This window comes from Actinoplanes derwentensis (assembly GCF_900104725.1).
Lineage (GTDB): Bacteria > Actinomycetota > Actinomycetes > Mycobacteriales > Micromonosporaceae > Actinoplanes > Actinoplanes derwentensis.
In genome coordinates this window covers 8267709-8285439 of the sequence record NZ_LT629758.1, presented here as the reverse complement: position 1 = coordinate 8285439, position 17731 = coordinate 8267709, and the positions used below count along the sequence as shown (strand labels likewise).

The 17731-nt window shown below is 68.6% G+C and carries 19 protein-coding genes; 6 read left to right on the top strand and 13 right to left on the bottom strand.

What is annotated here, in order from left to right:
- Nucleotides 1–183 precede the first annotated feature (183 nt).
- Both BLU81_RS36875 and BLU81_RS36870 read right to left on the bottom strand, forming a co-directional pair.
- Nucleotides 184–867 carry a response regulator transcription factor gene (locus BLU81_RS36875; protein WP_045740134.1) on the bottom strand — a complete coding sequence of 228 codons (684 nt, stop codon included), beginning with the start codon at nt 865–867 and terminating at the stop codon, nt 184–186.
- A 29-nt stretch (nt 868–896) separates the two neighbouring features.
- Nucleotides 897–2177 (bottom strand): sensor histidine kinase, encoded by a 1281-nt coding sequence (locus BLU81_RS36870; protein WP_373873331.1) that lies wholly within the window; start codon nt 2175–2177, stop codon nt 897–899.
- 182 nt (nt 2178–2359) lie between these two features.
- Between BLU81_RS36870 and phoU the strand changes: the two genes are divergently transcribed.
- Nucleotides 2360–3034 carry a phosphate signaling complex protein PhoU gene (gene phoU / locus BLU81_RS36865; RefSeq protein WP_092552101.1) on the top strand — a complete coding sequence of 225 codons (675 nt, stop codon included), beginning with the start codon at nt 2360–2362 and terminating at the stop codon, nt 3032–3034.
- Nucleotides 3035–3100: 66 nt separating this feature from the next.
- Here the strand turns inward: phoU and BLU81_RS36860 are convergent, their stop codons facing one another.
- A complete protein-coding gene (locus BLU81_RS36860) occupies nt 3101–3850 on the bottom strand; it encodes a phosphoglyceromutase (protein ID WP_092552098.1) in 750 nt (249 codons plus the stop codon).
- A 135-nt stretch (nt 3851–3985) separates the two neighbouring features.
- Between BLU81_RS36860 and BLU81_RS36855 the strand changes: the two genes are divergently transcribed.
- The gene (locus BLU81_RS36855) at nt 3986–5233 is read left to right on the top strand and encodes an MDR family MFS transporter (RefSeq protein ID WP_092552095.1); all 1248 of its coding nucleotides are present in this window, start codon (nt 3986–3988) and stop codon (nt 5231–5233) included.
- A 522-nt stretch (nt 5234–5755) separates the two neighbouring features.
- On the opposite strand, the gene BLU81_RS36850 is transcribed toward BLU81_RS36855, so the two are convergent.
- Nucleotides 5756–6235, bottom strand: coding sequence for a type III secretion system chaperone family protein (locus BLU81_RS36850; RefSeq protein WP_092558175.1), 480 nt, complete (start codon nt 6233–6235; stop codon nt 5756–5758).
- Nucleotides 6229–7578 carry a D-inositol-3-phosphate glycosyltransferase gene (gene mshA / locus BLU81_RS36845; protein WP_092558173.1) on the bottom strand — a complete coding sequence of 450 codons (1350 nt, stop codon included), beginning with the start codon at nt 7576–7578 and terminating at the stop codon, nt 6229–6231. The genes BLU81_RS36850 and mshA overlap by 7 nt, the downstream gene beginning before the upstream one ends.
- A 100-nt stretch (nt 7579–7678) precedes the next feature.
- Here mshA and BLU81_RS36840 point away from each other — a divergent pair, with 100 nt between their 5' ends.
- Together BLU81_RS36840 and BLU81_RS36835 are read left to right on the top strand one after the other, a co-directional pair.
- Entirely contained in the window at nt 7679–8434 is a 756-nt protein-coding gene (locus tag BLU81_RS36840) for an SDR family oxidoreductase (RefSeq protein WP_092552092.1), read from the top strand.
- A gap of 2 nt (nt 8435–8436) precedes the next feature.
- Nucleotides 8437–9189 carry an SAM-dependent methyltransferase gene (locus BLU81_RS36835; RefSeq protein WP_092552089.1) on the top strand — a complete coding sequence of 251 codons (753 nt, stop codon included), beginning with the start codon at nt 8437–8439 and terminating at the stop codon, nt 9187–9189.
- Here BLU81_RS36835 and BLU81_RS36830 read toward each other — a convergent pair.
- On the bottom strand, nt 9186–9602 hold the full coding sequence (locus BLU81_RS36830) for a response regulator (RefSeq protein ID WP_092552086.1): 417 nt from the start codon (nt 9600–9602) through the stop codon (nt 9186–9188). The genes BLU81_RS36835 and BLU81_RS36830 overlap by 4 nt on opposite strands.
- Before the next feature lie 450 nt (nt 9603–10052).
- Between BLU81_RS36830 and BLU81_RS36825 the strand changes: the two genes are divergently transcribed.
- Nucleotides 10053–10265 (top strand): DUF7455 domain-containing protein, encoded by a 213-nt coding sequence (locus tag BLU81_RS36825; RefSeq protein WP_092552083.1) that lies wholly within the window; start codon nt 10053–10055, stop codon nt 10263–10265.
- 76 nt (nt 10266–10341) lie between these two features.
- A complete protein-coding gene (locus BLU81_RS36820) occupies nt 10342–12123 on the top strand; it encodes a sensor histidine kinase (protein WP_231953697.1) in 1782 nt (593 codons plus the stop codon).
- A 65-nt stretch (nt 12124–12188) separates the two neighbouring features.
- On the opposite strand, the gene BLU81_RS36815 is transcribed toward BLU81_RS36820, so the two are convergent.
- From BLU81_RS36815 to BLU81_RS36785, 7 genes are all read right to left on the bottom strand, one after another.
- Nucleotides 12189–12869: an SRPBCC family protein gene (locus BLU81_RS36815; protein ID WP_231953696.1), complete on the bottom strand. Its 681-nt coding sequence runs from the start codon at nt 12867–12869 to the stop codon at nt 12189–12191.
- An 81-nt stretch (nt 12870–12950) separates the two neighbouring features.
- The gene (locus BLU81_RS36810; RefSeq protein WP_092558167.1) at nt 12951–13700 is read right to left on the bottom strand and encodes a hydrolase; all 750 of its coding nucleotides are present in this window, start codon (nt 13698–13700) and stop codon (nt 12951–12953) included.
- Nucleotides 13701–13858: 158 nt separating this feature from the next.
- Nucleotides 13859–14104, bottom strand: a complete 246-nt coding sequence (csrA, locus tag BLU81_RS51675) for a carbon storage regulator CsrA (protein WP_092552080.1) — start codon at nt 14102–14104, stop codon at nt 13859–13861.
- A gap of 139 nt (nt 14105–14243) precedes the next feature.
- Nucleotides 14244–14681 (bottom strand): flagellar assembly protein FliW, encoded by a 438-nt coding sequence (fliW, locus tag BLU81_RS36800; RefSeq protein ID WP_092552077.1) that lies wholly within the window; start codon nt 14679–14681, stop codon nt 14244–14246.
- Between the two features lie 2 nt (nt 14682–14683).
- Nucleotides 14684–15607: a flagellin N-terminal helical domain-containing protein gene (locus BLU81_RS36795; protein ID WP_092552074.1), complete on the bottom strand. Its 924-nt coding sequence runs from the start codon at nt 15605–15607 to the stop codon at nt 14684–14686.
- 11 nt (nt 15608–15618) lie between these two features.
- Nucleotides 15619–17061 carry a flagellar hook-associated protein FlgK gene (gene flgK, locus BLU81_RS36790; protein WP_092552071.1) on the bottom strand — a complete coding sequence of 481 codons (1443 nt, stop codon included), beginning with the start codon at nt 17059–17061 and terminating at the stop codon, nt 15619–15621.
- Nucleotides 17061–17546, bottom strand: a complete 486-nt coding sequence (locus BLU81_RS36785; RefSeq protein WP_092552068.1) for a flagellar protein FlgN — start codon at nt 17544–17546, stop codon at nt 17061–17063. Before BLU81_RS36785 ends, flgK begins: the two co-directional genes overlap by 1 nt.
- Nucleotides 17547–17731 lie beyond the last annotated feature (185 nt).

Here is a 17731-nt window from a genome sequence, read left to right as displayed (position 1 = left end):
AAAGCAAAGCGGTAAAGCAACGGAGCGGTGGAACGGCAAGGCAGTGGAGACGAGAAGTGCGGTGGATACCGGCAAGACAGTAGTGACAGGACGGCAGGGAAAACACCGGGATGACCCGATCACGGGCGGGTCATCCCGGCATCACCATAGTCTCATGCAGGGTAGTCTCGTATCAAGTAAAGATCATGGCTCGAACTTGTAGCCGAGCCCCCGGACCGTGACGATGTAGCGCGGCGCGGACGGCTCCGGCTCCACCTTGGAGCGCAGCCGCTTCACGTGCACGTCAAGCGTCTTGGTGTCACCGACGTAATCGGCGCCCCAGACCCGGTCGATCAGCTGCCCCCGGGTGAGCACCCGGCCGGCGTTGCGCAGCAGCAGTTCGAGCAGCTCGAACTCCTTGAGCGGCAGCTGCACGCCGGAACCGTCGACGGTCACCACATGCCGCTCCACGTCCATCCGGACCGGGCCGGCGGCCAGGGTCGGCGTGGTGACCTCGGCGGCCTCAGTGCCCTGCCGGCGCAGCACGGCGCGGATCCGGGCGACGAGTTCCCGAGGGGAGTACGGCTTGGTGACGTAGTCGTCCGCTCCGATCTCCAGGCCGACCACCTTGTCGATCTCGCTGTCCCGGGCGGTGACCATGATGATCGGAACCGCCGAACGCTGCCGCAGCTGACGGCAGACCTCGGTGCCGGACATCTCCGGCAGCATCAGGTCGAGCAGCACGATGTCGGCACCGGTCCGGTCGAACTGCGTCAGAGCGGAAGTGCCGGTCGCGGCGACCGAGACCTCGAACCCCTCCTTACGCAGCATGTATGACAGGGCGTCGGAGAACGACTCCTCGTCCTCGACCACTAGCACGCGGGCCAATGCAGTTCCTTCCGTCGTCGGCGGACGGGCTAACGCCCGGCCACACCGGACTCGATCTCAATCGCCGTCGGTGACGACGAGGGGGACTCAGGGGGACGCGCCGGTAGGCGCAAGGTGAACGTAGAACCGTCGCCGAGTGAACTGGTCACGTCGACGCGACCGCCGTGGTTGGTGGCGATGTGCTTCACGATGGCCAGGCCGAGGCCGGTGCCGCCGGTGGACCGGGACCGGGCCTGATCGGCACGGTAGAACCGTTCGAAGACTCGTTCGACGTCATGCGGGGCGATACCGATGCCCTGGTCGGTGACGTCGATCTCGATCCAGTCGTCGGTGTGCCGCATGGTGAGCGAGACTTTGGTGTCCTCGCCCGAGTACGCGATCGCGTTCTCCACCAGGTTGGTGACCGCGGTGGCGATTTGGCTGTCACTGCCGGACACCATCGAGCCTTTCGGGCCCTCGTACGAGATCTCGATGTTCTTGGCCGACGAGGTCGTGCGGGTCCGGTCGATCACCTCGGCGATCACCCAGTCCAGCGAGACCGGCTCCGGGTTGGGCAGCGGTTCGGCACCCTGCAATCTGGTGAGTTCGAGCAGTTCGTTGACGAGCCGGCCCATCCGGGCGGACTCGTGATGGATCCGCTCGGCGAAACGACGCGCGGCCAGCAGATCCTCGGACTGGTCCACCAGGGCCGCCTCGGGCAGCTGGGTCGCGTCGAGCAGCGCCTCGGCCAGCAGCTGAAGGGCCCCGATCGGGGTCTTCAGCTCATGGCTCACGTTGGCCACGAAGTCACGGCGGACCCGGGCCAGGCGATGCGACTCGGTCACGTCGGCGGCCTCGACCGCGACGTGTGTCGAGTTCAGCGCGACGGCCCGCAGGTGCAGGCCGAGCGGGGCGTGCCCGCCACCGGCCCGGCCGCGCGGCAGATCGAGCTCGACCTCCCGGCGAACCCCGGTCCGGCGCACCTGGCCGGCCAGTGTCCGCAGGATCGGATGAGCCGCGATGGTGCCGGGTGCTCCTCCGGAGCGGAGCAGGCCCATCGCCCGCGCCGCCGGATTGACCAGAACCGGATGATCGTCGGCGTCCAGGACGACGACTCCCACCCGTAACGAATCGAGGCTCTTCCGTCCGAGCCCCTTGAGGCCGTGTTTGCCTCCCGGGCGATCGTCGTCCGGTTCGATAGCAGCGCTCCCCTCCGGTTCCCCGGTCCGAGCCGGTCCGCCCGGTCGGCGAATCCGGGCAAGGGCGAGTCCCGCTCCCACGCCGACGGCAAGCGCGGCAGCAACCATGCCGATGGCGTATTCCCACTCCACGCTGCGATCGTAGGGTCATTGTTTACCTGAACCCCAGGGCCATTACGGCAAATCGGTCGCGCGTCGAACAATGTTCACCGCCAGGCTTGGCGTCGTTCACCGGTGTTCACGTTCAGGCCGCACCACCCCCATAGCGTGAGCTGCAGACACCCGGCCGTTCGCCACTGAAAGAGGATTTGGAAATGCGCGAGGAGTACCAGGCCGATCTGGTCGAGGTGAGCCGTCTGCTGGTGACCATGGCGGAGTCGGTCCGCGCGGCACTGCGCAAGGCGACCTCGGCCCTGCTGACCGCCGACCTGAAGGCCGCCCAGTCGGTGATCGAGCGGGACGCCGACGTCGACGCCATCTACGAGCAGGTCGAGATCAAGGTGGCGGACACCATCGCCCGGCAGGCGCCGGTCGCCTCCGACCTGCGGCGGGTCATCACCGCCCTGCACATCGGCGCCGACCTGGAGCGGATGGGCGACCTGGCCGAGCACGTGGCGAAGACCGCGGCCCGCCGGCACCCGTCTCCGGCCGTGCCGGCTGAGCTGCGACCGGCTTTCAAGGGCATGGCCGAGGTCGCCGACAAGATGGCCGAGAAGATCACCAACCTGCTCGCCAAGCCGAACGCCGAGCTCGCGGCCGAGTTGGAGAGGGACGACGACGCGATCGACGACCTCGAACGCGAGCTGTTCAAGATCATGCTGGCCGAGGACTGGCCGTACGGCGCGGAGACCGCGATCGACGGAGCCCTGCTGGGCCGCTTCTACGAGCGTTACGCCGACCACGCCGTCAACATCGGCGAGCACCTGATCTACCTGATCACCGGTGAGACCGCGAGCGCTCAGGCCGAAAGCACCCAGACCGAGGACTGACAGGTAGAGAAGACTGACAGGTAAAAGAGAAGGCCGGGCCGCCACGGGGGTGGCCCGGCCTTCTTGTTACTTCTTGCCCTGGTTGGCGACCGCCTCGGCGGCCTCCTTCGCGGCGACCGGGTCGAGGTACGTGCCGCCCTTGTTGGTCGGGCGCAGGTTCTCGTCCAGGTCGTAACGCAGCGGGATGCCGGTCGGGATGTTCAGCCCGGCGATCGCGTCGTCGGAGATGTCGTCGAGGTGCTTGACGATGGCCCGCAGCGAGTTGCCGTGCGCCGCCACCAGCACCGTCTTACCGGCCCGCAGGTCGGGGACGATCGCGTCGTACCAGTAGGGCAGCGCCCGCTCCAGCACGTCCTTCAGGCACTCCGCCTTCGGCAGGATCTCCGGGGCGAGACTCGCATACCGCGGGTCGCCGGCCTGGGAGAACTCTGAGTCGTCCTCGATCGGGGGCGGCGGGACGTCGAACGAACGGCGCCACAGCATGAACTGCTCCTGGCCGTACGTCTCCAGGGTCTGCTTCTTGTCCTTGCCCTGCAGGGCACCGTAGTGGCGCTCGTTGAGTCGCCAGTGGCGCTTCACTTCGATCCAGTGCCGGTCGGTGATGTGCAGTGCGATCTCGCTGGTGCGGATCGCGCGGCGCAGAAGGCTGGTGTGCACCACGTCGGGCAGCACCCCCTGCTCTTTGAGGAGCTCGCCGCCGCGCCGGGCCTCGGTCTCACCCTTGGCGTCCAGGTCGACGTCGACCCAGCCGGTGAAGAGGTTCTTGGCGTTCCACTCGCTGTTGCCGTGCCGCAGCAGCACCAGGGTTCCAGTCATGAACCCATCTTCCCCCGTGGTCGGATGGCGCGTAGGGCCACCCGTCACGTGTCCGCCACCACAGCGAAACTCGCTTGCGCCGAACCCCGTCATGTAAGGGAATAAGTCTCGATCAACACTTACGGGGAGGTTCCGGTGCGAGGCTGGTTACGACAGACCGCGGGAGGGCTGCCGCGACAGTTCTGGTTCCTCTGGACCGGGACTCTGATCAACCGGATCGGTTCGTTCGTCGTCCTCTTCCTGAGCATCTACCTGACCAGTGACCGGGGCTTCTCGCAGAGCCAGGCCGGTCTGGTCCTCGGGATCTACGGGGTCGGCGGCGCGATCGGCACGATGACCGGCGGCGTGCTGTCCGATCGCTGGGGCCGCCGGCCGACCCTGCTGATCGCCCAGTTCGGCGCGTCGGCGCTGATGCTCGCACTCGGCTTCGCCCAGACGTACCCGCAGATCCTCGCCGCGGCCTTCGTGCTCGGCCTGTTCGCCGAAGGTGCTCGGCCCGCGTTCGGCGCCATGATGATCGACATCGTGCCGGAGGCCGACCGGGTCCGGGCCTTCTCGCTGAACTACTGGGCCATCAACCTGGGATTCGCGCTCGCCGCGGTGTGCGCCGGTCTCGCCGCCCAGGTGGACTACCTGATCCTCTTCGTCGTCGACTCCACCACCACCCTGATCACCGCGGTGATCAGCCTGATCTTCCTGGCCGAGACCCGCCCGGCCCGCCCGTCGGCGGAGATCGCCGCGGTGGCGCCCACCGGCGGCGGGCTCGGCAGCGCATGGCGGGACCGGGTCTTCCTGACCTTCGTCGGGCTCAACTTCCTCACCGTGCTGGTGATCTTCCAGCATGGGTCGACGCTGTCGCTCTCGATGATCGCCGACGGATTCTCGGCCACCGACTACGGCACGATCATCGCGGTGAACGGCGTGCTGATCGTGTGCGGCCAACTCTTCGTCCCACGGCTCATCCAGGGCCGGGACAGCGCCCGGGTGCTCGCGGCGGGCGCCCTGCTGGTCGGTGCCGGATTCGGTCTGGTCGGCGTCGCCGGGTCGGCTCTGGCGCTCGCCGGCACCGTGGTGATCTGGACGCTCGGCGAGATGCTCCAGTCGCCGAGCAACGCGGCCACCATCGCCGCGCTCGCTCCGAGCGCCCTGCGAGGGCGCTATCAGGGACTCAACTCGCTGTCCTGGCAGGCCGGGTCGGCGCTGGCCCCGATCTTCGGCGGCCTGATGCTGCAGAACGCCGGGGATACCGCGCTGTGGGTGACCTGCTTCGTCATCTGTGCGCTGGTGGCGGCCGGTCAGGTGATCGCCGGGCCGGCACGGTCACGGCGGGCGACTCAGATGCGGGAGCACGAGGCGACGATGTCGGACATCGCGGTGAAGTGAAGCACCGGCGGCGGCGGACGACACCCATCCCCATAGGCGCCGCCCGCACTAACCGCCGGTCTCGGGTCGCGCCGTCCCCCAACGGCTGATGCCACCCGTCCCCAAACGCCGAACCGTGGCGATCATTGCTGATCGACCCGTTCCCCGAACTAACGGCTCGGCGTCCATCGACCACGCTAGTTGGGGCAGTCAAGCCTCACAACCCGATTTCGTGTCGACATCTGTCTCAACCGTCACATTGCCGAACAACCAACCGATCGGATGATCCGCCAATCACTCGTATGGGTTTGTGGGGATGTCGTATGGGTTTGTGTGGCGGAAGAAATCACGACTCATACCGCCTGGTAACAACGGCGCGGAAAATAGCGGCGCTGAGCAGACTGTCAGCGAATCCCCAGGCGGCCGCCAGTACCCAGGATCGCAACAGCCCATACATCGATAGGCAACAAACTCATGAGCGAGACGAATCATGTCGACATTGGGCCGGCCGGCACGGATAGTCCGACTTGATGATCACATCGATCAGGATGGGTCGAACAGGTGCGTGAAGGCCTGGAGGTTCGCCGTCGATTCACCGCGTTTGACCCGCCACTCCCACTCACGGCGGATCGACGAACCGAAACCTATCTCCAGCATCGTGTCGAAGGACTCGTCCGCGTAGGTCAGCACCGAACCGAGGATCCGGTCCAGTTCGTCGGCGTCCAGAGCCTTCAGCGAGACCCTTCCGGTCAGGTAGACGTCACCGGCCGCGTCGATCGAGAAGGCGACGCCGTACATCCGGGCGTTGCGGCGCAGTAGCCAGGCCCAGAGCTCCTCGTGGCGCTCGTCCGGCCGGCGCATCACAAACGCCTCGATCCGCAGCGCGTGCTCGCCGACGATCAGATTGCAGGCGGTCTTCAGCTTGTGCGTGCCCGGCAGGGTGACCACGTACGAGCCGTCACCGGTGGCTTCCCACTCCAGCCCGTTGCCGGTCAGTGCCTGCTCGATCAGCTCGGTCACCATCCGCACGTCACTCCCTCGACCCTCGCCGCGATCAGTGCCCGATGCTCGCTCACCGCGTCACGGTAGACCCGCAGCAGCGTCTCGGCAGTGCGGTCCCAGGAGAACTGCGAGGCGTGCGCGACCGCCCCGGCGGCCAGCCGGTGCCGCTGACCGGGCGCGTCGAGCAGCCGCTCCAGCACCTTCGCCCAGGTCGCCGGGTCGTGCCCGTCGATCAGCACGCCGCTGACGCCGTCCCGGACCGCGGTGACCAGACCACCGACGGCGGCGGCGACCACGGGCGTGCCACAGGCCTGCGCCTCCAGCGCGACCAGCCCGAAAGACTCGTTGTAGGAGGGCACCGCCACCAGGTCGGCGGCTCGGTACAGGGCGGCCAGGTCGTCGCCGGTCTGCGGGGGCAGGAACACCACCGAGTCGGTGACCCCGAGCGTGGCGGCCAGCTCGATCAGCGACGACGGCCGGTCCAGGCCGCTGCCGCTGGGCCCGCCACAGATCACCAGGGTGGCCTCGGAACCTGCGGCCCGCATCTCGGCGAGCGCGGCGATCAGCACGTCGGGGGCCTTGAGCGGCTGGATCCGGCCGACGAAGGCCACGATCCGGCCGTGCTCGGGCAGACCGAACCGGGCCCGGTCGGCCGCACCGGGACGGAACCGGCGCAGATCGACACCCGGCGGTACGACACTCACCAGCGCGGGGTCGGCGCCGTAGTGGGTGATCAGGTCCTGCGCCTCGAAGTCGGTGTTCGCCACCAGCCGATCGGAAGCGGCGACGACCTGCTCCTCACCGATCACCCGGGCTTTCGGCTCGGGACGGTCACCGGCGGCGATGAACCGGTTCTTCACCTTGGCCAGAGTGTGCGCGGTGTGCACGTGCGGCACGCCCCAGCGCTCCCGGGCCAGCCAGCCGATCTGGCCGGAGAGCCAGTAGTGCGAGTGGATCAGGTCGTAGTAACCCGGCGGGTGTGCCGCCTCGGCTCGCAGCACGCCGTTGGTGAACGCGCACAGCTGGGCGGGCAGCTCCTCCTTGGCCAGGCCCTCGAACGGGCCCGCGGTCACGTGCCGGACGTGCACGCCGGGGGCCATCTCGACGACCGGCGGCAGACCGCTGGCGGTGGCGCGGGTGAAGATCTCCACCTCGACGTTGCGCTCGGCCAGCCGCTTCGCGATCTCGACGATGTACACGTTCATGCCGCCGGCGTCACCGGTGCCCGGTTGCTCCAGGGGCGAGGTGTGCACGGAGAGTGTGGCTATCCGGCGGGGAGTCGGCCACCGGCCACCAGACCGTTGCTCAGGCACTCGGGCTCCTCCCGGATGTCGTACATGAAAACTTGTTACGCGAAGCTTCATCTTCCCCATCGGCGTACGCCTTGCCACTACTCGGACGACCCGGGGTGATCCAGGTCATGGACCCGGCGCCGGGGACCGGCGGGTGCGAAAGAATCGGCGCATGCAGAACATCGCAGTGGTCACCGGGGCATCCAGTGGGATCGGCGCGGCCACCGCCCGCCGTCTGGCCCGGGAGGGCTTCCACGTCGTGGTCGCGGCCCGCCGGGCGGACCGGCTGAAGGCGCTGGTCGAGGAGATCGGCGCGAGCGCCACCGCGGTCGAGTGCGATGTCACCTCGGACGAGTCGGTGGCCGGGCTGGCCGAGACCGTGACCGGACTGGGCGCACCGGTGACGCTGCTGGTCAACAACGCGGGCGGGGCCCGGGGGGTGGACCCGGTCGCCGAGGCGTCGGTCGAGGACTGGCAGTGGATGTTCGACGTGAACGTCCTCGGCGTCCTGCGGGTCACCAAGGCGCTGCTCCCGGCGCTGGAGGCCAGTGGTGCCGGGACGGTCGTGACGGTCGGGTCCACCGCGGCGTTCACCCCCTACGAGGGCGGTGGCGGTTACGTGGCGGCCAAGCACGGCGTGACCGCTCTGGTCGGGACGCTGCGGCTGGAGCTGTCCGGCAAGCCGGTGCGGGTGATCGAGATCGACCCGGGCATGGTGCAGACCGACGAGTTCACGCTCAACCGGCTCGGCGGCGACCAGACCAAGACCGATGCGGTGTACGCCGGGGTCAAGGAGCCGCTGGTCGCCGACGACATCGCGGACTGCATCGCGTGGACCGCCACCCGCCCCCAGCACGTCAACGTGGATCGCCTGGTGGTGCGGCCGATCGCCCAGGCGGCCCAGCACAAGGTGCACCGGGAGCAGTAGGGGTGAAGCCCGTCGGCGCGATCACCCGGGGAACGACGAACCCCAACCGGCTGCGCAGGGTCGACAACTTCATCGCGTACCGCTGCGGTCCGCTCTTGATCGGGGCGGCGCAGCCGCTGGTCGTCGACCTGGGTTATGGGGCCACTCCGGTGACGGCGGTGGAGTTGCGGGGCCGGCTGGCGGTCGCGGTCCGCGCGGACGTCGCGGTGGCCGGTCTGGAGATCGATCCGGTACGGGTGAGCGACGCGCTTCCGTTCGCGGATCCGCCGTGGCTGGAGTTCCGGCGCGGCGGTTTCGAGCTGGCGGGGCTGTCGCCAGTGGTAGTGCGCGCGTTCAACGTGCTGCGGCAGTACTCCGAGGCGGAGGTGGCGGCGGCCTGGCGGGCGATGACCGCGACCGGTGCCCTGCTGGTCGAGGGGACCTGTGACGAACTGGGCCGGATCGCCACCTGGGCGGTGGTCACGAAGGGTGTGCCGGAGACCCTGACGCTCTCCGCCCGGCTGCCGTCGCTGGAGCACCCGGCGGTCTTCGCCGAACGGCTGCCGAAGGCGCTGATCCACCACAACGTGCCCGGCCATCCGGTGCACGAGCTGCTGCGGGCGCTGAGTCGCGCGTGGGAGACCGAGGCCACCCCGTTCGGACCGCGGCAGCGCTGGCCGGCCACGGTGCGGCGGCTGCGGGACGAGGGCCTGCCGGTGCTCGGCGGCCCGGCCCGCTGGCGTCTCGGGGAGCTGACCGTGCCCTGGCCGGCTTAACCCTCGTCCACCTCGGCCTTCTTCTGGTCCAGCGCGTCGCGCAGGGCCTCAATCAGAGCATCGGCGGTGAACGGCTTCTTCACCAGCACGTCCTCGTCCTCGATCTGGCCCTTGCTGACCGCGATGTCCTTGGGCAGACCGGACACGAAGACGACGGCGATGCCGGGTCGCAGTTCGCGGATCCGTTTGGCCAGGTCACCGCCGGAGGCCCCGGGCAGGGTCAGGTCGGCGATCAACGCGTCGATCGCGGCGGGATGGTCCCGGGCGATGGTGAGCGCCTCGTCCTCGTCTCCGGCCGCAAGCGTCGCGTACCCACCACGCCGCTCCAGCATCCGGCGCATGATGTCGCGCAGATCCTCTTCGTCGTCCACGATCAGGACTGTCGGCCTCTCGGCGCCCGGCGCCTCGGACATCTCGGTCCTCCTCGTGGCTGGGGTCGCTCTCACGCTATCCGTCACCGGGCTCCGGCGGAGGCGGTTGGCCGACGAAACAGCACGCGGAATCCGGGGGCGGCAGTCGGGTGGTGGGCTTGAGCAGAGGTGGCGTTCAGGTGGAAACCGCGTACCGTGGCGGGATAATTACCGTCGACCACACCGCCGCACTCGCAGGACAGCTCCCGCGAGGCCGACGTGACATGCGCGGCCCGGGGGTATGCCGAGGGCGGCTGTGGGAAAGGGTTGACCGGGGCCGAGAGCGTCCCCGGGTTCCACCGGGTTTCCACCCGGTAGCACGAATCGCGGTGCGAGGCGGGGTTTCGTCACACCTGGAACCTCTAAGCCGACCGTGCGGTGGGCCGAACATCTCGCTGTCAGGACCGCTGTACCGCCACTGAGCACCGCCACCCGAGCAACAAGGAGAGCGATATGACCGCACTGCTGTCGCCCGAGATCGACACCGTCGGCGAGCTGACCGACCGCTGCGATCGTTGCGGGGCGGCCGCCAAGCTGGAAGTCGTCCTGACCAGCGGCGGAGACCTGGCCTTCTGCGGCCATCACGCGAATCGGCACCGTGCCGACATCGCGAAGATCGCCAGCAAGATCCGCATCGAGGACGGTTTCGACTGGGCCGGCAAGTAACCGCTCGACGGGATAGCCCGCGATATGCTCGCTCCCTCACGTCTTGGGGGTATTTGTGCATATCGCGGCGCATGACGTGGGCAGGCTGTCCCGGCTGATCGCCGGGTGCGCCGGAGCCACCGTCGCCGTCTTCGGAGCACTGCACACGTCCATCGCCGAGCTCACGGCGGCGGACCTCAGCCGTACCCCCGCGGTCGCCTTGATCCCGGCCGGGATCGCCCTGGTCCTCCAGGTGATGCCGGTCGCGGCCGGAAACACCCGGCTCCGGATCGGCGCGTCCGCAGTCTTCGCGCTGGCCGCCGCTGGTGTGGGCGCTGCCACCCTGGTCAGCCATCCGGCGGCCGCGGTCGCCACCGTCCTGACCGGGCTGGCGCTCGCCTGCCTGGACCTGCGGATGCCCACCCGTGCGGGTGTCACCTATCGGGTCGCCGACCCGCTGCTGCTGGGCGCCGCGATCATCGCGCTGGTCGCCCTGGTGCCGCGCCTCTTCGAGCCGGCCTTCCCGCCCGGCCGTGGACCGGACAGCGTGATGCCGGTGTACCTGGCCGCGCCCCTGCTGGCGCTCACCATCGGCACCATCCTGGCCCGCCCCGAGACCGGGCCGCTGCACACCATGGACCAGTCCGGGCCCCGAGTGGCCGTCCGCCGACTCGCTCCCGCCCTGATCGCCACCCCGGTGGTCGCCGCCCTGGTCAGCGCCTTCGCCGCGCGATCCGGCGCGAGCCGCCCGGTGGCCGCGGTGAGCACCGGCGTGATCCTCGCCGCACTGGCGCTGCTGGCCGTCCTCGCCTACCTGGTCCGCAGCCTCAGCGACGCCGACCGGCGGCAACGTCATCTGGTGGCGGAGCTCAAGGACCGGCAGGACTTCGCGGAGACCCTGCTCCAGTCGATGAACGAGGCCGTCATGGTCCTCGACGCGAACTATCAGGTGATCGATGTGAACCGCCGCTGGCGGGAACTCACCGGACACGAGGGCCTGCCCGCCGAATCGCCGCCGCTGCCCCCACCGGGCACCGGCGGCGATTGGCTTCTGCCCCGGGCCGACGGCACCGACGTACCGGTGCTCGCCACCATGGCGGCCATCCCGGACGCGGCCGGCGCTCCGCGGGGGTACGTCGCGACCTACGTCGACATCGCCGAGCGCAAGCAGGCCGAGGTGGCGCTCACCGCGCACGCGGCGGAGCTGGAACAAGGCAACGCCGACCTGGCCGCGGCCCTGGCCTTCAAGAACGACCTGACCTCGATGCTGACCCACGACGTGGCGCAGCCGATCAGCTCGATCGCCAGTCTCGCCGAACTACTCTGCGCCGACTGGGTGGACCTGCCGGACGACATTCGGCTAGAACTCGCCACCAAGATAGACAAGAACACCCGTCGGCTGATCAAGATGATGAACGACCTTCAGCTGCTCTTCCGGCTGGACACCGGCACGGTCACCGCGCGACGGGTGCCGGTGCCGCTGCTGGAGACGGTGGAGGCGGTCCGCGCGTCCGCCACCGGCGCCGCCGAGGTGACGATCGACATCGACGACGACCTCGTCGCGCTGGCCGACCGCGGGCACCTGACCCTGGTGGTGGAGAACCTACTGAGGAACGCGCTGACCCACGGGGCGCCGCCGGTCCGGATCCGGGGCGAGCGGCAGCCGGGCGAAACGGTCCGGCTGGTGGTGCAGGACAGCGGCAACGGGATTCCTCAGGACGTGCTGCCGAACCTGTTCGGGCGGTTCATCCGGGGCGCCGGGCTCGGGCTGTTCATCGTGCGGCACCTGGTCGAGGCGAACGGTGGGGCAGTGCACTACGAGCACGCCTCGCCACAGGGCGCGTGCCTGCTGGTGACGCTGGAGACCGCCCCCAACTGACCGTCTCCGCTGACGCGAAAGGCCCGGAACGCCGCAGCGTTCCAGGCCTCTTGAGAAGGTCCGCGTCAGCCGCGTTCTTCCTCGTTGATCATGCCGTTGCCCCACATGTCGGAGCCGGTGTTGCGGCCGCCCATCGGGGCCGATCCGGCCGCGGCGCCACCGTTGTCCCAGCCTGCGCCCGGGTGCGGTGCGGGGCCGGTCCGGTTCCGGATGCGCGCGGCCACCGTGGCCGGGGACGGGGCCTCCATGCTGAGGCCGGGCAGCAGGGTGTGCGACCGGCCGGCCACCTGTTTGCTGCTGGCGCCGCCGTGCGGAATCGGGCGGCCACCGAGCACACCGCTCTCCACCAGCCCTTTGAAGGTGGTGAGATCGGCCTTGAGCCGGCGGTTCAGCGACTCCTGTCCGTGCCGGTCGCTGGGCATGAGGAACGCGATGTCGGCCTCGAGTTGGGCGACGATCTGGGTCTTGGCGTCCCCCATCGGGCGCAGTGTGATCGTCTCGGCGAGCAGCGGGCCCTCCATGGTCGACCAGGAGACGCGCTCGTCCAGCGATCGCTCGATGATCTGGGCGTCGAACTCGCGGCGTTTACCGTCGACATCCATGATCCAGTGGGTCTGGTCGGCGCCGACCGCCGTCACCTGCCGCACACCGGTCATGAAGCGGGGGTAGTTCTCGAACGCCGCGAGCTGCTCGTACACCGTGTGGACGGGTGCACTGACTTCGATAGCCTGCTGAACCATGCTCATCGCAACTCTCCCATACTGAAGTGCTGGCATCACAGAGAGTACGTAGAGCGATGCGGAACGTGTTCGGTTTCGCCGTTCTTCTCAGACCCTTCGCAGGTAGTGCCAGCGGCCCACCTCCGCGGCATACCGGGCGTCACTCGCCGGTACCACCGTCACGGCGGCGTCCAGCAGCATCTCCACCACCCGCGGCGACGGGCTGCGCCAGGACTCACTGACCTCCACCAGCGAACCGGTGATCCGGCAGGCCGCGGCCAGGTCGGTGACCAGGTCCGGGGTGATCACCGAGTCGTCGATCCCGACCTGGGTCAACAGCACCAGCGGGCGGGCCAACTGCGCGGGGGCGTACCGGGAGGCTCGTTCCAGGCCCTTGATCGTGGCCGCCACCAGAAGCTCCGCCACCTGACCGGGGACCAGCAGGCCGGTGTCCAGGCGGGACCGGACCTCGCGTGGGCTGAGCAGTTCGCCGCCGGCCGGCAGGGCGGAGACCGCCACCGACAGGGCGTCCAGTGGAGCCAGATCGGGTGGCAGCGCCAGCCAGCCGTCCGCGCGGACCACCTCGACCTCGACGGCCACCCGCAGGGTCATCTCGGTGCGGTGCCGGGCACGGCGCACCGCGTCGGCGTACGCCGGGAGCCAGGTGGTCTCCGGGCCGGCCTGGTCGGCGAAGGTGAGCGCGCGGAGGCCGATCTGATCGGCGGCCGACACCACCACGCCGACGGCGTCCCGGCCCGCCGAGAAGCCGGTGTGCACGTGGGCGTCCACCGCAAGGTCGAGCGCGCAGGCCGTACCGACCGCACCGCCACCGATGACTGATTCGCGCTCTGCGCTCACGTCGACTCCCCGGCTGAATGAGGCGGGATTCTCCCGCTCGATCACGAGGATGCCCGCCGCACGTTGTCTCCGGGGTCAGCCGCCGGTGCAGGACAGGTGCGTACCGGAACGAGTGAACGCCCGCCGCGACCACGCGGCGGGCGTTCTCCCGATCGGTCCTACTCGGCGTCCTTCTCGGGGTGGTCCAGCATCCGGGTGAGCGCGTGAACGGCGTCGGCGGTCGGCGAGGCGGCCGACCGGTTGGCCTCCTGCAGTTCGCGGTAGACCTCCTCGCGATGCACCTGCACCTCCCGGGGGGCCTGGATGCCCAGCCGGATGACGTCACCGCGAGCTTCCAGGACCGTGATGACGACGTCGTCGCCGATCATCACGCTCTCCCCCGCCCGCCGGGTCAGCACAAGCATCGGTGCCCTCCTCCATCCGTGGACCGGACCGCATAGCGAAGGCCCGTGGACCGGACCACATGACAAACGCTCGCGGACCGGACCACATGGCGAAGGCGCGGTCGCGAGCGAACGCGACCGCGCCTTGAGTACGCGAGGATCAGAAGTTCCGATTGAGGATCGCCCGGACCGGATAGTCCGTGCCGGTGAGGACCACCTGCATGGCCCGCATGCTGTCGCGGTCGACGACGATCGGGGCCAGCAGGTTCGCGGTCGTCTCGTGCTCGCTCGCGGTGATCACCGTGAGCAGCAGCAACCGGTCCGGGTCCTTGCTGTTCAGGGCTGCGAACACCTGATTCTCGATCTCCGGCGCGTAATCCGGGAAGAACGGCTCCGGCGGGGCCACCAGGAACCGGAGCTCCGGGTCCTCCACGGACGTCAACGCGTAGAGAAGACCGTCGTCGTTGAGGCGCACCAATACGAACTCCCGATGGGACGGGAAACCCGGCATGGGGACGGCCATCGTAATGGTCGGCAGCCCCAGCGACGGGTCGATCATCGTGGCCTCAATCGGTCGGGACGCGGTGCGAGTAGTCATGGTCACCTCAGGAAATCGATGAGCGAGGGCTGGATCACCTTGGCCGTGGCGGCCAGGGCGGCCTGATACGAGGTCTGCTGCATTTGCAATTCCATGATCGCCTTGGGCAGGTCGACATCCTCGATATCGGACAGCTGCGACGACACGGACATCAAGCGATCCTCTGCGGACTGCTTCATCTGTGTAACCCGATTATATCGGGCACCTACGTCCGAAAGAGTGGAATTCAGCGTTTCAGTGGCTTTATCAAGATTCTGCAGGCCGGTCTGAATGCCGTCCGCATCACCGGTCCGCATCGCCGTGGAGAGCGAGTCGAGAACCCGGAACAACTGCTGCTCGTTCGGCGTCGTCCCGTCGGCCTGCAACTCCGCGCCGAACACCTCCGGGCCACGGACGTCGACCCGGACCCGCGCGTTGGGGCCGATCGTCCGCATCGTCTCGCCGTCGACCTCGCCGGTGTAACTGCCACCCGTCCCGTAGGCGGCCGAGTCCGGAGTGGACCCGCCGAACACCGGACGGTTCAGGTACTTCGCGTTCGCGAACTGGACGACGAGACTCTTGATCTCGTCGATCTCCTCGGCACGGGCGATGTTCGCCTGCGGGGTACTGCCCCCGCCGGCGCTCGCCGCCTCCAGGGTCAGCGTGCGGGTTCGCTGCACCTGCTCGTAGACGCTCTTCAGGGTGTCCTGAACAGTGCCGAGCCGGCCCATCGCGTCGTCGGCGTTGGCCGAGTACTTCTTGTTGGCGCGCACCTCGCCCCGCAACTGGAGTGCGGAGACCGTTCCGGTCGGCGAGTCCGACGGACGGTGCAGTTGCTTGCCACTGGAGATCTGGTCCTGCGCGGCCTGCGTCTTGCCCAGGCTGCGTTGCAGACCCTGCATGGTCCGGGTACGGACACTGCTCTCGGTCACCCGCGGGCTGGTCATCGGTTCTCCCCCTACCTACCGACCAGGCCGGTCCGGTTGATCAGCTGGTCGAGCATCGAGTCGATGGTGGTGAGCACGCGGGACGCAGCCTCATACCCGCGCTGGTACGTGAGCAGGTTGGTCATCTCCTCGTCCAGGTTGACCCCGGACTCGGCGCTCCGGGCGGCGTCGACCTGCTCGGTCACCGAGTTCTGGATGTCCCGCCGGCGGATCGAGGACTGCGCTGCCACCCCGAGGTCGCCGATCATCGACTGGTACTCGGAGTCGGCACCGCTCTTCGAGTCGGCCAGTTCGGCGAGGGTGTCGGCGACGTTGCCGTTCAGGATCCGGGTGGCGGTGCCGACCCCGGTCGGATCGCCGGAGGAGACCGCGACCTTGTTCACATCGGACAGCAGGTCCCGGTTGACCACGATGTTCGCCGCGGAGAGCGGATCGTCGTCACCCTGCACGAAGAAGTCGAGCCCGGTGACCCCGGTGGAGCTGTACCCGGCGCTGTGGACGGCGTTGACGTCGGCCGCGAGAGTGGTGGCGACCTTGTCCAGCCGGTTCGACATGCTCTGCAGGGTGCCGCCGCGAGCGAGCATCTCCATGTTGGCGCCCATGCTGCCGCCGGGACCGACCGCGGTGCCGACGTCCTTCCACTGGACGTTGACCTCGGTGGTGGCCAGGTCCTCCATCCGCTGCGCACTACCGGGAGTGACCCAGATCTCACGGGCGTTGAACTCACTCACCAGCGGCGCGCTGCCGATGAAGACGCTGGTGGCACCGTTCGGCAGTTCGGTCGCGGTGGCGCCGGCCAGCTCGGCGAGCTTGAGGATCTGCGTACTGCGCTGGTCCTGAAGTTCGTTGGCGGTGAGCCCGGCCTGGGTGGCCAGCACGATCTCCTTGTTGAGCTTGGCGATCGAGTCGGCTGCCTTGTTCACCTCGCCGACGTAGGTGTCCAGCCCGGCGCGGGTCGACTTGTACTGGTTGCCCAGCGACATCGACGCGTCGTTCAGCGACGTCGCGACGGTGACCGCCTGCTCCAGCATCGCCGACTTGGGTGCCGCCTTGTCGAAATTGGACGACACCGAGTTCCAGCCCTCCCACATGTCCTGCATCCGAGCCTGCAGGGCGGTGTCGCTGGGTTCGCCGAAGACGTCCTCCATCAGGGTGTACCCGCTGGCTCGCGTGTTGTGGTAGGCCGAGTTCGCGTGCTCAGTGAAACTGCGCTGATCGAGGGCCGAGTTGTTCATCCGCTCGACCGACTGGACGGCGACGCCGTTGCCGACCCCGTCCTGGGTGGCGTAGATGCCGGGGTTGTTGTTGGCGTTCTGCGCCTGCATCACCACCCGTTGCCGGGTGTACCCCTCGGTGTTGGCGTTCGCGATGTTCTGGCCCGTGACGTCCAGGCCCCGGCGCTGCGCGTAGAGCGAAGTGAGCGCCGTATTGAGTCCGCCGAATGTGCTGCCCATCAGATCGCCTCATCAACCAGGGTGGGGCGCCTGATGGCGCCGCTGACGGTCTGGCCCTGCGGTCCGTACGTTTCCACAGTCTCCGCGAACGCGAGCATGGTTTCGCGAGCCGCGCGCTGGCCGGCGGTGAGCAGTTCCCGGTTGACGTCGGCCAGGGCCCGGATCTCCGACGTCAACATCAGAAACGCTTTGCGGTGTTGGTGCAGGAGATCCGACCAGGGGTCTGGTGCGGCGTCGGCGAGTTCGCCGAGTGATGCCTCCGGCGAGAGCCCGAGTTCCAGCGCCACCTCCTGTGAGTAGGCGGCACGGATCACCTCGGTCTGCCGGATCTGATCCAGGACCACCTCCACCTCGCGGGTGGCGTGACTGAGCCAGCGGGACCGGTTGGACGCGAGGAGCAACTGCTCCTCCTCAAGCTTGAACAGCAGCATCTCCAGCAGCTCGCGTGAGCGCCAGAGGACACTGGCCAGGTCGATCAGGCTCACCGGTCCTCCGTCGTACAGCTTTTCGGGCCTTACCCCTTCGGTAGACCCGCTCATTCGGACAGGTCGGCACATCCGCCGTGCCACTGAGCGTTTCTCCGGTCGGCACTTCGCCGGTTTGCGGTAAAAGACCGAGAAAGTCTCAGAAAATCCTCATGGCCTCTCGGTGATCCGCCGAAGGGATCTGG

What these genes read in the sequence shown, in the direction of transcription:
- flgK (WP_092552071.1), bottom strand. Translation starts at nt 17,061, where the DNA reads ATGGGCAGCACATTCGGCGGACTCAATACGGCGCTCACTTCGCTCTAC.
- phoU (WP_092552101.1), top strand. Translation starts at nt 2,360, where the DNA reads ATGCGCGAGGAGTACCAGGCCGATCTGGTCGAGGTGAGCCGTCTGCTG.
- BLU81_RS36825 (WP_092552083.1), top strand. Translation starts at nt 10,053, where the DNA reads ATGACCGCACTGCTGTCGCCCGAGATCGACACCGTCGGCGAGCTGACC.
- BLU81_RS36795 (WP_092552074.1), bottom strand. Translation starts at nt 15,607, where the DNA reads ATGACCAGCCCGCGGGTGACCGAGAGCAGTGTCCGTACCCGGACCATG.
- BLU81_RS36815 (WP_231953696.1), bottom strand. Translation starts at nt 12,869, where the DNA reads ATGAGCATGGTTCAGCAGGCTATCGAAGTCAGTGCACCCGTCCACACG.
- mshA (WP_092558173.1), bottom strand. Translation starts at nt 7,578, where the DNA reads ATGAAGCTTCGCGTAACAAGTTTTCATGTACGACATCCGGGAGGAGCC.
- BLU81_RS36860 (WP_092552098.1), bottom strand. Translation starts at nt 3,850, where the DNA reads ATGACTGGAACCCTGGTGCTGCTGCGGCACGGCAACAGCGAGTGGAAC.
- fliW (WP_092552077.1), bottom strand. Translation starts at nt 14,681, where the DNA reads ATGACTACTCGCACCGCGTCCCGACCGATTGAGGCCACGATGATCGAC.
- BLU81_RS36840 (WP_092552092.1), top strand. Translation starts at nt 7,679, where the DNA reads ATGCAGAACATCGCAGTGGTCACCGGGGCATCCAGTGGGATCGGCGCG.
- BLU81_RS36830 (WP_092552086.1), bottom strand. Translation starts at nt 9,602, where the DNA reads ATGTCCGAGGCGCCGGGCGCCGAGAGGCCGACAGTCCTGATCGTGGAC.
- BLU81_RS36850 (WP_092558175.1), bottom strand. Translation starts at nt 6,235, where the DNA reads ATGGTGACCGAGCTGATCGAGCAGGCACTGACCGGCAACGGGCTGGAG.
- csrA (WP_092552080.1), bottom strand. Translation starts at nt 14,104, where the DNA reads ATGCTTGTGCTGACCCGGCGGGCGGGGGAGAGCGTGATGATCGGCGAC.